The organism is Chitinophaga sp. YR573 (assembly GCF_900110995.1).
Classification (GTDB): domain Bacteria; phylum Bacteroidota; class Bacteroidia; order Chitinophagales; family Chitinophagaceae; genus Chitinophaga.
The window spans coordinates 3578052-3593057 of sequence record NZ_FOJF01000001.1 but is presented as its reverse complement, the minus strand read 5'-3'; the positions used below and the strand labels follow the sequence as shown (position 1 = coordinate 3593057).

Sequence of the window (15006 nt, the reverse complement as noted above, 5' to 3'; positions counted from 1 at the left end):
GCTTAAATAGAAAATAGCGGTAAACCACTAATTAATTATTATCTTAACTCTCAGAATCAACCAAAGAATATAATCAGCGAACTTTAGGTCTAAAGAATCGTAAATCGTAAAGCCTGTTGAAATTTTTTAACAAATAACCTTGTAGCAAACATTCCTGAAACAACCCAGGGTTAACTGTGACTGTGCCAAAAATGACTTCTTATATGGGGAACCTTACTGCTTTGAACTATCGAAGGATATCATTGTGTATCATGCTGCTGTTGTTTGCAGGAAACTGTCTGTCCATGCCTCCCGATGACAGGAAACATGTGGATAGCCTCATAAAAATCGCTGCCCTCAAACGGGATAGCTCCAGTCAGGGAGCCGAAAAAATATATTACCAGGCAATAGGTCTCGCACAAAAGATAAATTACAACCATGGTGTAACGAGGGCGCTGCTGGGATTAGGTACCTGTTATAATAACAGTAGCCAGAAAGATAAAGCGCTGGCCTGTGGACGAATGGCATTACAGTATTGTACAAATGACATCAAAGGCCATGAGCAAAGGGTACTTACATACATTATGCTTTCCCACACCTATTATTACAAGGGAAAATACGACTCCTCTGCCTGGTATCGTTATGCTGCCCTGGGCGAACTGGAATCCAACAGGTTATTAGATCCTAAGATGCAGATGAAGGTCTATTGCAGTATTCTGGACTTCTGGCTCAACATCCATGATGATATCCGTAACGACCTGCACATACAACAGGTAATGCAACATGTGAATGTACTGGTAAACAAAGCAAAGGACAGAAAGGATACTGCTTCTCTGATGTTCCTCTATTTCTATAAGGCAGGTTATTATAATAATATACAACAGAACGATTCCGCCCGGTATTATTGTCAGACCAGCCTGAAAATGGGGAATCTCAACAATATGGCCAACTCCATGAAGGCAGGTCTGTTAATTAATATTGCGCTTACTTATATTGATGATAAGAATCCGGAGAAGGCATTACTCTCCATTCAAAAAGCAAAAGACCTTTTTACCAGAGGGAACGATTACTACGTACGTCAGCAATTGTTTACAGATCTTGTTAGCGGAGAGGCATATACTATGCAGCATAAATACGATAAAGCCATTGCCGTTATCATACCTGCGCTTAATGATGCGAATGAACGGCACCTGGCACATATTCTTGTTACACGTTCTTACAGAATTCTTGCAGATTGTTACGATGCTACAGGACAATACAAAAAAGCATCCCTCAATCGTAAGATATACTCAGAACTACGCGATACCATGATGAAAGTGGAGAAGCTGGAACTGGTATATAACCTGGAAATGAAATACCGTATTGCAGATAAGAACAAAGAACTGGCTGAGAAACAACTAGCCATTACCAGGAATGAAAACCGTATCAAAACAAAGAACTTCCTGATTATCGGTATCTCGGCAGGTCTGCTCCTCATCTCCCTGGTAAGTATCTTATTATATAGAAACGACCTCCATAAACAAAAACTGCAACAGGAAAAGATCCGTAACCTGCGTCAGGAAATGCAGATCGGTAGCTTACAGTCCATGATTGAAGGGGAAGAAAAAGAACGCAGCCGTATTGCCCGCGATCTGCATGATGGAATGGGCGGTACCCTGGGGACTATACGGACACGCCTCAGTGCTATCTATCGCAGGCATACCAGTGCAAACGTTTCCAATGATTTTATAGAGGTGTTACAACTGCTGGAAGAAGCCTCTTCTGAGCTGCGTAAAACAGCCCATAACCTGATGCCGGAGATATTGTTGCAGGAAGGACTGGCAAAGGCTACTGCCCTCTTCTGTGAACGTGTACGCAAAGGACATACTCTGGAAATCAACTTCGAAACATGGGGTACGGCACCTTCCCTGCATGCAGATTTTGAACTGGCGGTTTACCGTATCATCCAGGAACTGGTGAATAACATTCTCAAACATGCTGCTGCCCACACCGCTATCGTACAGATCGTTTATCATGAAAAACAACTTTGCGTCACCGTGGAAGATGATGGCAATGGTATGCTGCTGCATCATGGTGCCTATGATGGCATGGGATTAAAAACCATCCGCGAAAGAATGAACTCCCTCAATGGAGAACTGCACATAGAGAGTACACCGGGACAAGGCACCAGCATACATATTGAATTTACACTTAAACAAAATACATCCAGGTATGTCATTAAAACTAGCAATTGCTGACGACCACCCTATAGTGGCCAATGGAATCCTTAGCATATTGCGGGACGTACCCGATATCACTGTTACTGATATCTATAATAACGGGCACAGCCTGTTAAATGGCATCAAAGAACGACAGCCGGATGTATTACTGCTGGATATGCAGCTCCCTGATATCAGCGGTCCTGAGCTGGCAACTACCATCCTTAAAAACTATCCGCAGGTACGGATCCTTATCCTCAGTAGTACAGATGTACTGTTAATGGTGAAGAAGATGCTGAAGCTGGGTTGTATGGGATATATCCTCAAAGACTCTGATGACCTTACCATCCTTAAAGCGATAGAAACCGTGCAAAATGGCGGGCAGTTCCTCTCTCCTGTATTGCAACAACAGTTGGTGGAAGATATGTTCCGTACTAAAAAAACAAACCGGAAAACAACCACGCTTACCCGTCGGGAGAAGGAGATCTTACAGTTGATCGTACATGAACATACCAACCAGGAAATTGCAGACAAACTCTTTCTCAGCCTGCATACAGTGGAGAATCATCGTATCAGCCTGTTGCACAAACTGGAAGTAAAGAATACTGCGGGACTGGTAAAAGTGGCATTGGAAACGGGACTTGTATAAGAACTGTTAAAATACGCTGCTGAAACCGGACTGGCATAAAATTTCGTAATATAGCAGTATGAGGTTCCTGGCTATATTATTATTAACAGGTTTTTCTGCTTTCGCACAAAAACCAGAAGTCTTAGGTATTGTAAAATCAGACAAATTAGCTGAAGCATCAGGATTAGCATCCAGCTCTACCCTGCCCGGCTACTACTGGACACACAACGACAGTGGTAATAAGCCGGAAGTATACCTCTTGAACAGCAATGGTAAACTGGTAAGCACTATCCGCCTCAAAGGCATGTTTAACCGCGACTGGGAAGATATCGCCGAAGGTGTAGGCCCTGATCCTGATAAACAATACGTATACGTAGGAGATATTGGGAACAACGTAAAATTAGGGGTAGATATCATGGTCTATCGTTTCGAAGCCCCCACTAAAGTACCAGCAGAAAAATCCACCGTAAAACCGGATTATCTTTATTTAAGATACCCTGATAGTCCGAAAGATGCAGAGTCTTTAATGGTAGATCCTATTTCCAGGCACTTATACGTTATCAGCAAGAGAGAAAAACAGGTAGGGGTGTATAAAGTCCCTCATCTCGATTTTAAGAGCGGAGAAACGGCTAAGATGGAGAAAGTACTCACTTTACCTTATACCTGGATAACAGCCGGGGATATCTCAAAAGACGGTCATCATATTATTATCAAGAACGATACTAAAATCTTCTACTGGCATAGGAAAAATGGAGAAAGCGTGGAAGAAGCGATGGCCAGACCGGCAACAGTTTTACCATATGTTCCGGAGAAACAGGGTGAAGGGCTTACATTTAAAGTAGATAATTCCGGTTATCTTACTATCAGCGAAGGCAAACATCCGGCTTTATATTTTTATGCTCATCAGTTCTAACCGATGATATTGATCCTCGCCAGTTCCTCTAAAACATCCGTAATCATTTCCACCTGCTGAAACATAGGATTCTCTATATGTACATCTACATGCTCATGTGCCCAGGTAGTATGAAAAGGAATATGTATGGCATATCCGCCCAGGTTCAACACCGGCAGGATATCAGACTTTAAAGAATTCCCTACCATCAGGAACTCTTCCGGTTGAATATCCAGGTGCCTCAGCAGCTTTCTGTAATCCGATTCCTTCTTATCAGACATAATCTCTACATGATGAAAATAGTGATCAATACCTGAGTTCTTCAGTTTCTTTTCCTGGTCCAGCAGATCTCCTTTAGTGGCCACCACCAACCGGTATTTATCTTTCAAAGCATCCAATACGGTTTCCACGCCATCCAGTACCTCGATAGGTCTTGCCAGTAAAGCTTTCCCATAACCAATAATCTTTTCCACAGCGGTGATATCAATCGTATTACTGGAAACGGTGAGGGCAGTCTCTATCATAGACAGCATAAACCCTTTAATCCCGTAACCATAAAGCGCCAGATTTTTAATCTCTGTTTGCAGGAGTTCCCTGGCGGCGGTATGCTGTGGCACATAGTTTTCCATCAGCAGGCAGAATTCATTTTCTGTCTCACGGAAATAGGGTTCATTTACCCAGAGCGTATCATCCGCATCAAAAGCTATTACTTTTATACTCATATATTTAGATCTCAAGGGTTAGAGAACAAAAATATCCAATATTTGCAATAAGAATGGATCAAATTTTGCGATAGCTACAATTGACAATCATAATTATTTCTATGGACACTCTTTTTACCGTCGATTCCCTGATCAGCCTTTTGACCTTAACTGTATTAGAAATCGTACTGGGTATTGACAACATCGTATTCATTTCTATTCTCTCCGGTAAACTACCGGATAACCAGCAGAAGAAGGCGCGTCGCCTGGGCCTATCCCTGGCTATGTTCATCCGTGTCTTGCTATTATTATCCATCAGCTGGATCATGTCACTCACCAACACCCTTTTCAACATGGGCGAATGGATCGGCATCCAAAACCCAAAATGGCTGGAAATGACTGCCATCTCCGGCCGTGATCTCATTCTCTTAATAGGCGGACTGTTCCTCATCTACAAAAGCACTTCAGAGATCCATGAAAAGCTGGAAGGCAGCGAGCATGAGGAAACGAAAGTGCGTGTCACCAGCTTCACACATACCATCATACAAATCTTACTCCTCGATATTGTGTTCTCCTTAGACTCTGTCATCACGGCTGTCGGTATGGCAGACCATATCGAGATCATGATAGCAGCCGTTGTCATTGCAGTAGGCGTTATGCTGATCGCCTCAGAAGGCATTAGCAACTTCGTCAACAAACATCCTACTGTAAAGATGCTGGCACTCTCCTTCCTGCTTCTCATCGGCGTCTCTCTCCTTGCAGAGAGCTTTGATCAGCACATTCCAAAAGGATACATCTACTTCGCGATGGCCTTCTCCGTATTCATCGAAATCCTAAACCTGAAAATCAGACCAGCAGGTAAAGCGGTGCAGTTGAAACAAAAGGAGCAGTAATCTAATCTCATATAAGACCAACAGCCTGTTCAAATGATTTGAACAGGCTGTTGGTCTATATACAGGTTTGGATCAATTTTATCATCTCAGATAATATCATTCAATAGCGATCTTTTCGTTATTTTGATTATACATAGTTAATTCTTTCGCTCCTATTTTTATTTCCAGACCTAATACGGTTGTTATTTTCTCAATAATATCAATCGTTGGATTTGCTTGTCCTCTTTCGATTTTGTACAAGGTATTAACTCCTACCTTTGCTAATTGTGCAAGATCTGGTTGGGTAATCCTCAATGCTTTTCTTCTCGATTTAATGCTTTGTCCGATTTCCTTAACTGACATAGTTAGTTTATAATGCGATCATGGCTTTTTATACTAAAAATCATCTTATAGTGTGATTACAGGTACTTTAAGTCATCAGATAATTAGATTTTATACCTGAAATCACACTATAGGATTAAAAACTGTTCTTTTATAGAGCATCAGCTAATAGTAAATTCCTGATTTATTGCCGGCTCTTGCAGTTGCTTGTTCAAAAGATAATTAGCATCCAGCAGGTAAAGCAACTGATTATAAACAAGCATCAGGTTAGACCTGTTCTCTGCATTATCATAATAAGTATCTTGCGCTGCCAGGGTTTCATTAAGCCATAGCCCAAGCGTCTGACGAATTTCTGCCAGAGGAAATAGCTCGCAGAACTTGTTAATTGCTAATTCCGGATGCTTTAATTCCTGCTCATTTAGATGAGTAAAATGGAAGAAAGATGAGGATATTATTTCTGTGGATTCCATAAACAATAGATTTATTCAAACATACATATATTTTGCTTTAAAAGCAATTTATAACTACTTTTACACAAAATATTTCGCTTATTAATATACAAACACCTGTGTCACAATAAATACAATCTGCTTAAATTGAAGAAATATGCTTTTAAAGCAACATTATGAGCGATAAAGTCTTCAACAGAATAAAAGCAGTCCTGGCAGAAAAGGGTAAAACCAATAATTGGCTTGCCGAAACATTGGATGTAAACAGGACATCGGTTTCCAAGTGGTGTACAAATACAATGCAACCAACAGTAGAAACATTATTCGCCATAGCAGAGGCACTAGATGTTGAAGCGCGGGATTTATTAGTATTAAGGAAACAAGGATAAAATACAACATTTGGCATAAGTAGCCTTTTCTCCTAACTTAGCTCACAAGGTTGAAATATGAGTAAAATAAAAATCAAAAAATTCGGTCCAATTAAAGAAGGATTTACTGGTGAGGACAGTAACGAATGGATGGATATTAAAAAAGTAACCGTTTTTATTGGAACTCAGGGTTCTGGTAAGAGTACTGTGGCAAAGCTAATTTCCACACTTACCTGGATTGAGAAAGTTTTGGTAAGAGGAGACTATGAGGAAACAGAGTTTACAGATGGTAACAAATTCATGGAAAGATGTTGTGCCTATCACAGGCTTGAAAATTATTTCAAGGGATCAGATGGGGTTGACAATACTGAAATAGAATATGAGGGAAATGCTTATCATCTAACTTATAAGAATGGAAAATTCTATGTCAAGAAAAGAAATGAGCCAGATTTTTATTTTCACCCTCAGATAATGTATGTTCCTGCTGAAAGAAATTTTATCAGTACTATTAATAATGCAAGGCTTATAAAACTTTCTTCTGATCCATTAGTAGACTTTTTAACCGAGTTTGATAATGCAAAACGTGAAATAAAAGAATCCGTTGCACTACCAATAAATAAAATAAAAGTAGAGTATAATGATTTAGATGATATCGTAAGTATAAGTGGTGATAATTATAAGGTAAAGTTGACAGAAGCTTCAAGTGGATTTCAATCCTTGATACCTCTGTTTTTAGTTTCCAGATACCTTGCTTATTCAGTAAAAAAGCAAAGAGATAATTCTTCCCATTCTAATCGCGATCAATGGAGTTTATTAAAAAATAAGCTTACAGATCTTATTAGAAAAAATAAAATAAATGAGGAAGATTTAAGTACTTTATACACGTCCTTCTTTCAACTTAATAAGTCAATATTTATTAACATCGTTGAAGAACCTGAACAAAATCTCTTCCCTAGCTCACAAAGGCAAATGCTCAATAGTCTCATAGACTTTACAAATCTTAATGAGGGTAGTGAATTAATCTTAACAACACATAGTCCATATATCATCAATTATCTGACATTAGCAGTAAAAGCAAATTCAGTGCTAAACAAAATTAATAATGCCAGTAATAAAGACGAATTACAAAATAAACTAAACGAAATAGTTCCTTTAGATTCAGTTTTATCACCAGAAGATTTAGTTATTTATGAATTAGATGATCAAGGAAAAATAATTAAATTAGGTGATTATAAAGGGTTACCTTCTGATGAAAATTATCTTAATGATAAATTAGAAGAGAGTAATCAATTATTTACTGAATTAATAGCAATTGAAGAATCATGTCAATAAACTTTTTCGAGGCTAGTTGTAAAACTGAATCAAATACTAATGAATTTGGACTTTGTGATGATCCTCCGCCTGCCGAGAATCCAGCATATATTAATGAAGACGACTTTTCAAAGTGGATCGCAATAGTAGACAATCCAGATAATAAAGATGTAGATTTCTATGCAATTGATCATTGTGTGGAAATTTTAAGAGAAGATGGAACAAAAGAGAACAGATGTGATGGCATATTACATTATGATAATAATTTAACTTTTGTAGAACTAAAGGATAGAACTGGAAGTGGCTGGTTAGGCAAAGGCCGGAAACAACTTACAACAACCATTGAAGCATTTTCAAAGACCTATGATATAAATAATTACACAAAGGTTGAAGCATATATATCAAATAATCTTAGACCCCGATCTAATAGTAATTACATAATTGATATCCAAAAATTTAAGGATGCAACAGGTTTGATCTTAAATATTGAACAGAAGATCTCAATTTAATAACCTAATCACAGTATTGTGTGATTCCAGATATACAACTTCCAATTGGTAATCATTTTATCTTAATATCTAGCTTTACCGCCTTCTTCATGCCTGTACCCAAATAAAACCCGGTATGTGGAGGTTGGTTATAACCCACATTCTGCCAGGCGATGCTTAACCTGTATTGCGGGTCGTGCATTAGGGTTGGCATTTTGTATTTAGTAGGGATAGTGGTCGTATAGATTCTTAAACTTTGGTTATCGCTGCTGCGTAATATTAACTCTTCCCGCCAGTCTCCTAAGATATCCGCACTAAGTGCAGGCGTGGATTTTGTGCCATTGTTAGAGATACATCCGTCAGCTGTGAAGATTCTGCCGGTTTTATATTTATCAATATGATTACCATCTAATAGTTCACGTGAAAGATCCCCATCCCACCAGATTAAAAAATTAACTGATTTGGGCGCCTCTCCTATCACATTGCCTTTGATATCGTACAATTCCTTTGAGCCAGACCACCACATCTGTGCCCCTTTTCTATCAGGATCAATATTCTCCGCTACTCCTCTTCCCACATCTTTATCCATAGATCCTTTAAAAAGGATTTCTCCTGTTTTGGCATCGTATACTGCAGCTCCCGGGCCTTTTGTTCCTTCTTCTATTTCATGAATACCGAATACTTCCAATCCTTTATGATCCAGGTCAAGGTCTCCTACGTGAATCGCATCACCATGACGTAGCCCTGTGGTATATAAACCGTGGCCATTATCATCTACACACATAGACCCGTAAATAATCTCATCCTTCCCATCACCATCTACATCCGCTACACTTAAGTTATGATTTCCCATACCGGAAAATAGTGTGCCATTGGAATCATATACCCAACGGGAAGTCAATTTGCCACCACGCCAATCCCAGGCAGCCATCACAATCCTGCCATAATATCCCCGGCACATGATTACACTCGGATGTACACCATCTAAATATGCAACACAGGCTGTAAAGCGGTCTACTCTGTTACCGGTATTGTCATTCTTACCGTTACCTCCAATTCCACCCCAGCTGCCTATATCTCCCCTTGCGGGAATGTAATCTGTGGTAGCCAGCGCTTCGCCAGTGCGACCACTGAATATGGTAAAGTATTCCGGGCCGCTAAGGATTTTGCCATATTTAGGGGTGTTGGGGGTAAGCTCTCTCCAGTCTTTGCTGCTATCTCCTATTATTTTACCAATGCCATCAATTGTACCATCTGCTGTTTTGCAGGCAAACTCCGCGATACCATCTCCATCAAGATCGTATACCATGAATTGTGTATAATGCGCTCCTTCACGGATATTCTTTCCCAGGTTAATCTCCCATAAGAAAGTACCATCTAATTTATATGCCTGGAAGATGGACGGATCTGTAATACCGGGAGAAGCATTATCCCGGCCACGGCCGGTCTGATGTAAGATAATATCGTACTGACCATCTCCATCTAAGTCTCCAACAGAAACATCATTGGGCGTGTAACCAGGGGGTGTTTTTAAAGGGATGGATAAATAGGACAAGGTATCTTTTAAGGTATAACTGCCAAGGGTAGCAGATTCCTTTCCTTGTAAAAGAGTCTTTACAAAGTATTCCGCTCCGCTTACATAGTTATCTATATAATTCGTACTTTCTGTAACAGGTCTTGCATTTAGCTTTACTGTATTAGTACCGGTTTTCCGGTACACATTAAAAGCTATATTTTCAGGATCGGTGCCTAACATTCTCCAACCCACATACACTTTCCCGTGCCCCTGGTAAACAGCAATAACACCACGATCAAGGTTTTCCATTAACCGCTGCGCGTTAACCGGTAATAAATAACACAGGAAAATAACTATAAGTAACTGCTTCATAAGTCGCTAAGGTAACATCCGTTGAAAGTCGCAGGAATGGCAAATCATACAATTCCCTGTAAAATCATACACCTCTATTCCCACCTGAAAGGCAGATACCAGTTCTGCTTATCCATCAAAGCAGATCTCACCGCTCCTGCCATTCCATCATTCGCTGCCTCAAACTTAGCCGCTATTTTATTCGCTAAATAAGCAGGATCACTTCCCTGCCGCCTTAATGCAATACGTAACAAATCCGCCCAGCGGTTACCTTCAAATGCCAGCTCCAGTCCATCTTCAGCAATCAGCTTATCCTCCATAAAAAGAATCAATCCGGCCCTGTCTATAACCTCTTTGCTATTCATATCGAAATAACTGGCAGAATCGATCAATGCCGGCTTCAAAGCCACACGTCCTCTGATACCCGTATTACGATACCAGGTATTCCTGTATTGAGGATAGTTCCCGTCCCTCGCATCAAAATCATAAGGAGGCACATCATGTGTCTGTTCTATGTCTGTTACATTACGTCCTTCCCCTCCACTCACACCTGTGGCCATATAAACAGGATCATACGTATTTTTAATACCGTTATTCAGCAACGCATACGCCAGCTTATCCCTGCCTTCCCGGTTAGCAGCTTCTGCATACCGCAGATGTAACATAGCAGCACGATACAATATCCATTTGCCATTTGTTTCAAAAGGTAATAAAGGATTAAAGTTGTAAGTAAACTTATTAATGACAGGAGATCCGCCACTCATCTTCCAGGAAGCACCCGGACCTCTAAGATCAACAGGTGTATTATTCCCTACCGCATCGCCTGCACGTATCTGGTCATTCCAGTTTTTAACAGCCAGCGCAGAAGGTTTCAGCTGATAACTTCCTTTTGTATTATCAAAGAGGTCTATAAAAGGATTAGGAGGATCAAAGTTCTTATCAAAAGGAAGGTCCCAGATAATCTCATAATTCGAATACCGCTCACCATAAGGCTGACTGAAAATATTACGCCAGTTGCCACCGGTGAGATTAGCCGTATAAGCCAGCTTATAAGTTTCATACCATTGCTCACTGTTCTTTGCAGGATACAACACATCCCCATAGTTCATCATGTACTGGTAATTAATCGCAGCCTGCACATAATTACCTTTCCACAGATAAAGATCTCCCAGGAAACATTTTATATTGATGAAAAACTTCTCCGTGTTATAAGCATCTACAGTAGTTAACAAAGAAGTCCCTGCCGGAAAAGGTAATTTATAAGGTAAAGCTTCTGTAAATGCCAGCAGCTTATCCAGCAGTTCATCAAACGTTACTCTCGGGAACTTAGCTGCATCTTTCAGGTCATTTACATTAGACAACGGATCAGTAACATAAGGAATAGTCCCATACTGAATCCCCAGCTGCAGATATAACCAGGAACGGATAGCACCTACAGTAGAATATCGCAGGCCATACTCATCCACAGTCATTCTCTTATCCTTCAGCATCACGTCAAAATTAGAAAGTGCATCATTGCAGTTGAGAATCACTTCATAAAAAGGTCTGGGATCTGCATAAGGATTATCAGCAGTTACGCTATGTGTACTTAACTGCTGCAAGTATTTACCATTAGCCGACGGCGTTACATCCACCAGATCTCCCCTTAATTCATTTAAAATTACCAACCTTCCGGCAAGCGAGATCACTTTACCATAAATACCTACTACAGCAGCATCTGCATCATGTACATCCCGGTACGTCTGTGAATGGTCCAGGGTTTCCTCTGGCTTTATATCAAATATCTTACTACATGCGCACAGGCTTATGCAAAGCACCAGACCTGAAATTAATATTTTCATATAGGCTCTTTTAAAATTATAATCCAATCCTTACCCCCAACTGAATTGTTCTGAATTGTGGTTCAAGTCTCACATCAATACCCTGTGTGAATAAACTACCCGAAGCACTGAACTCCGGATCATATCCCAGGTAGTGAGTGAGCGTAAACACATTATTACCGGCAGCAGATATCTTAACATACTTAATAGCCCCACGTTTCAAAGGCAGACTATAAGTAAGCGACAACGTGCGCAAACGCAGGTAACTACCATCTTCTATCCAGCGATCTGAAAAACGTGCATTACCTGCCGGATCTCCCCAGGCAGCACGGGGGATATCAGTTACCTGCCCATCAGCTCTCCATCTGTTTACCATAGCCAGCGACTGATTACCGGCATCTTTCATAGACTCAATATTCGCACGGGTGTAATTATAGATGTCATTACCACTAATGAAAGTAAAAATCACATCAAGCTCCCATCTCTTAAAAGACAGCATGTTGCTGAACATGCCTGTAAGAGAAGGATTAGGATTCCCAATTACCTGCCTGTCGTTCTCATCAATCACATGATCTCCATTCTTATCAATAAAGCGCATATCTCCTCCCTTAAACGGTGTTATCAAACCAGCACTCTGCGCCTCTGCATCCGAAGTGAACACACCATTCGTTTTGTATCCGTAAAAAAGATTGGCAGCCTGTCCTTTCTCTGTCAGATATGTAGCATCTGCATAAGTAGTCAGTATTCTATCTCCCGGTATTTTCGTGATCTTATTTTTATAAGTAGCCAGGTTCAATCCCATATCCCATTTCAGAACACGGTCTACTATTCTGCTATTTATGGCCAGTTCAAAACCATGTGTCTGCATTCCACCATTATTGGTAATGATACTTTTAAAACCAGTAACCGATTCAACAGGTTCAACCATCAGCATATCTTTAGTACGATTACTAAATACGTCTGCACTTATATTTAAACGCTCATGCAGAAACGAAACATCTACACCTGCATTGAGCTTCTCTACACTCTCCCACTTCAGATAGGGATTACCGATATTCCCTCTTACCAGTCCCTGCATTCCCAGTAAGTTCTGCGATACATAATACTGTCTTGCAGCATAATTACCGATATCATCATTCCCCACCTTTCCATAACTAACTCTTAGCTTCAACAATTCTATTCCTGATAAAAAAGGCTCTGAGGAAACAAGCCATCCCGCAGCTACAGAAGGCATCACCGCATATTTATACTGACCAATACCCAACGCTCCCGGGGCTTGTTTACCAAACCTGGAAGACCCATCCACTGCCATATTAAACGACAGGAAATACCTGTTCAACAATGTATAATCAGCATTGATATAAGTATTCAGCCAGTTCCATTTACCAATTCCTCCTCCTACCTGTCTCAGCTGACTTTGTCCCATGCCCACACTGATAAATTCATCTGTAGCTGAATTATATCCCAGCCCATAATCAGTTTCACTGTTATTATTGTTAAAACGGACACCCGCATTGGCAGAAAGATGATGCTGGTTAAAAGTATGATCATATGAAAAACGGGTATCATTATACAAAGCATAATACCGCTGCACATTACTGCCCGATCTGTTATAAATAACACTGTTCACAGCCGTATCAGGCGCTATTCCCTTTTGAGGAATAAAGAAGTTCTCTCTTACTTTATCATATGTAATCCCTAATAAAGTATGCAGACTAATAGATTTATTCAACTGATAGCGGAAGTTCACAGATCCTGAAAACCGGTAATTCTTATTCACAGCCTGCATACTCTGTATCAGCGCTACCGGATTGGAAACATTAAAAATGTCATAATCAGCAAGGCTGGGAGATTCAATACCATCATCACTCACCACCTGTGTAGGCAGAAAAGGCGCTTTTATCAGTCCCAGGTATAAAGGATTGGTTTTATTCGCTATGCCCTGGTCTTTCAGACGTTGCTGGTTAGAAGTAAAAGCAAGATTGACAGATGCTTTTAGCCGGGAAGATAAATTAAGATCAGCATTAAAGCGGGTCTGATAACGGCCCAGGTTTGTATTATCTGTTATACCCGCCTGTTTCAGGTATCCAAGAGACAACCCATATGTAGCAATATCATCCCCACCACTTACCTTCAGATAATACTGCTGGTTATAGCTATTGCTCATTACCTTCTTTTGCCAGTCAGTATTGTAGTGATAACGATAATAATCCGGATTGGGGTTATCATTCATATAAGGCTCTTTCTCATTTTTGAACAGATCTGACAAATAAACCCGGTAATCACCTGCCTCCATTACAGGAAGCTTTGTAACAGCTGTATTAAACCCGCCACTCACCGAAAAATCAATTCTAGTAGCCAACTCCTTTGCCCGGCTTGTAGTGATCAGAATCACCCCATTAGCCCCTTTAGTGCCATAAGTAGAAGTACCATCTTTAATCACTGTAAAATTATCTATGTCCTTCACATCAATATCTGCCAGCGGATTATTCACATGTCCGGCAATTAATGAACCACCGTATTCATTAATATCGTATATCATCCCATCCACTACTATCAGCGGCTTATTAGTAGCATACAAAGAAGTATAGCCCCTCAGGAAAAGTTCAGCGCCAATACCCGGTGTACCGGAACGTCTGATCACATTCATACCGGCCACACTTCCCTGCAAATAAGCATCCGGGGAAACAGGTACGCGCTGCCACTTATCATCTGCGTTAACAGCACTGACAGAATAAATAATGCGATTCTTAGGCTGCTTGCCAAAAGGAAGCACAGCATCATCATATACACTATTAAAAGAGGCTTCATGCAGCATAGCGGTAATGTTATGCCGTCCCTTCAATACGATCTCCTGTACCTGATATCCCGGGCCGGACACAATTAGTACAGCATCAGAAGAAGGTACTTTAATACGGAATGCTCCTTTTTCATTTGTAATAGCCGCCGAATAACCAGGCACACTGATATTAATGCCCGGTAAGGGCATACCGGTAGCAGCTTCTTTAATGACCCCTCTGATAGTATCCTGTGCTTTTAATTGAAAAGAGAACAGTAAGATGATGAAGAGCAGTTTTATACATCTGTTCAT

Annotated in this window: 13 protein-coding genes; 7 read left to right on the top strand and 6 right to left on the bottom strand. The window is 40.4% G+C overall.

Annotated elements, in window-relative coordinates; all coding sequences use genetic code 11:
• Positions 1-203: 203 nt before the first annotated feature.
• The 3 genes from BMW86_RS15255 to BMW86_RS15245 are packed head-to-tail and all read left to right on the top strand — an operon-like array spanning position 204 to position 3718.
• Positions 204-2216 (top strand): ATP-binding protein, encoded by a 2013-nt coding sequence (locus BMW86_RS15255; RefSeq protein WP_089783693.1) that lies wholly within the window; start codon positions 204-206, stop codon positions 2214-2216.
• Positions 2191-2826: a response regulator gene (locus BMW86_RS15250; protein ID WP_089782587.1), complete on the top strand. Its 636-nt coding sequence runs from the start codon at positions 2191-2193 to the stop codon at positions 2824-2826. Before BMW86_RS15255 ends, BMW86_RS15250 begins: the two co-directional genes overlap by 26 nt.
• 58 nt (positions 2827-2884) lie before the next feature.
• Entirely contained in the window at positions 2885-3718 is an 834-nt protein-coding gene (locus BMW86_RS15245; RefSeq protein WP_089782586.1) for a lactonase family protein, read from the top strand.
• Here BMW86_RS15245 and BMW86_RS15240 read toward each other — a convergent pair.
• Positions 3715-4419: an HAD family hydrolase gene (locus BMW86_RS15240; protein ID WP_089782585.1), complete on the bottom strand. Its 705-nt coding sequence runs from the start codon at positions 4417-4419 to the stop codon at positions 3715-3717. The two genes, BMW86_RS15245 and BMW86_RS15240, sit on opposite strands and share 4 nt — an antisense overlap.
• A 101-nt stretch (positions 4420-4520) precedes the next feature.
• Between BMW86_RS15240 and BMW86_RS15235 the strand changes: the two genes are divergently transcribed.
• Positions 4521-5291: a TerC family protein gene (locus tag BMW86_RS15235; RefSeq protein WP_089782584.1), complete on the top strand. Its 771-nt coding sequence runs from the start codon at positions 4521-4523 to the stop codon at positions 5289-5291.
• 96 nt (positions 5292-5387) lie between these two features.
• On the opposite strand, the gene BMW86_RS15230 is transcribed toward BMW86_RS15235, so the two are convergent.
• Positions 5388-5633, bottom strand: a complete 246-nt coding sequence (locus BMW86_RS15230) for a helix-turn-helix domain-containing protein (RefSeq protein WP_089782583.1) — start codon at positions 5631-5633, stop codon at positions 5388-5390.
• A gap of 140 nt (positions 5634-5773) precedes the next feature.
• Entirely contained in the window at positions 5774-6082 is a 309-nt protein-coding gene (locus BMW86_RS15225) for a hypothetical protein (protein ID WP_089782582.1), read from the bottom strand.
• A 155-nt stretch (positions 6083-6237) separates the two neighbouring features.
• Here BMW86_RS15225 and BMW86_RS15220 point away from each other — a divergent pair, with 155 nt between their 5' ends.
• Genes BMW86_RS15220 through BMW86_RS15210 form a run of 3 tightly spaced genes read left to right on the top strand, consistent with a single transcriptional unit; the run spans position 6238 to position 8249 of the window.
• Entirely contained in the window at positions 6238-6450 is a 213-nt protein-coding gene (locus BMW86_RS15220; protein WP_089782581.1) for a helix-turn-helix transcriptional regulator, read from the top strand.
• Positions 6451-6507: 57 nt separating this feature from the next.
• Entirely contained in the window at positions 6508-7761 is a 1254-nt protein-coding gene (locus BMW86_RS15215) for an AAA family ATPase (RefSeq protein WP_089782580.1), read from the top strand.
• Entirely contained in the window at positions 7752-8249 is a 498-nt protein-coding gene (locus BMW86_RS15210; RefSeq protein ID WP_089782579.1) for a hypothetical protein, read from the top strand. Before BMW86_RS15215 ends, BMW86_RS15210 begins: the two co-directional genes overlap by 10 nt.
• Positions 8250-8301: 52 nt before the next feature.
• Here the strand turns inward: BMW86_RS15210 and BMW86_RS15205 are convergent, their stop codons facing one another.
• The 3 genes from BMW86_RS15205 to BMW86_RS15195 form a co-directional block, all read right to left on the bottom strand.
• Positions 8302-10116 carry a rhamnogalacturonan lyase gene (locus BMW86_RS15205; protein ID WP_089782578.1) on the bottom strand — a complete coding sequence of 605 codons (1815 nt, stop codon included), beginning with the start codon at positions 10114-10116 and terminating at the stop codon, positions 8302-8304.
• A 74-nt stretch (positions 10117-10190) separates the two neighbouring features.
• Positions 10191-11936 (bottom strand): RagB/SusD family nutrient uptake outer membrane protein, encoded by a 1746-nt coding sequence (locus BMW86_RS15200; protein WP_089783692.1) that lies wholly within the window; start codon positions 11934-11936, stop codon positions 10191-10193.
• Positions 11937-11952: 16 nt separating this feature from the next.
• Entirely contained in the window at positions 11953-15006 is a 3054-nt protein-coding gene (locus BMW86_RS15195) for a SusC/RagA family TonB-linked outer membrane protein (protein ID WP_089782577.1), read from the bottom strand.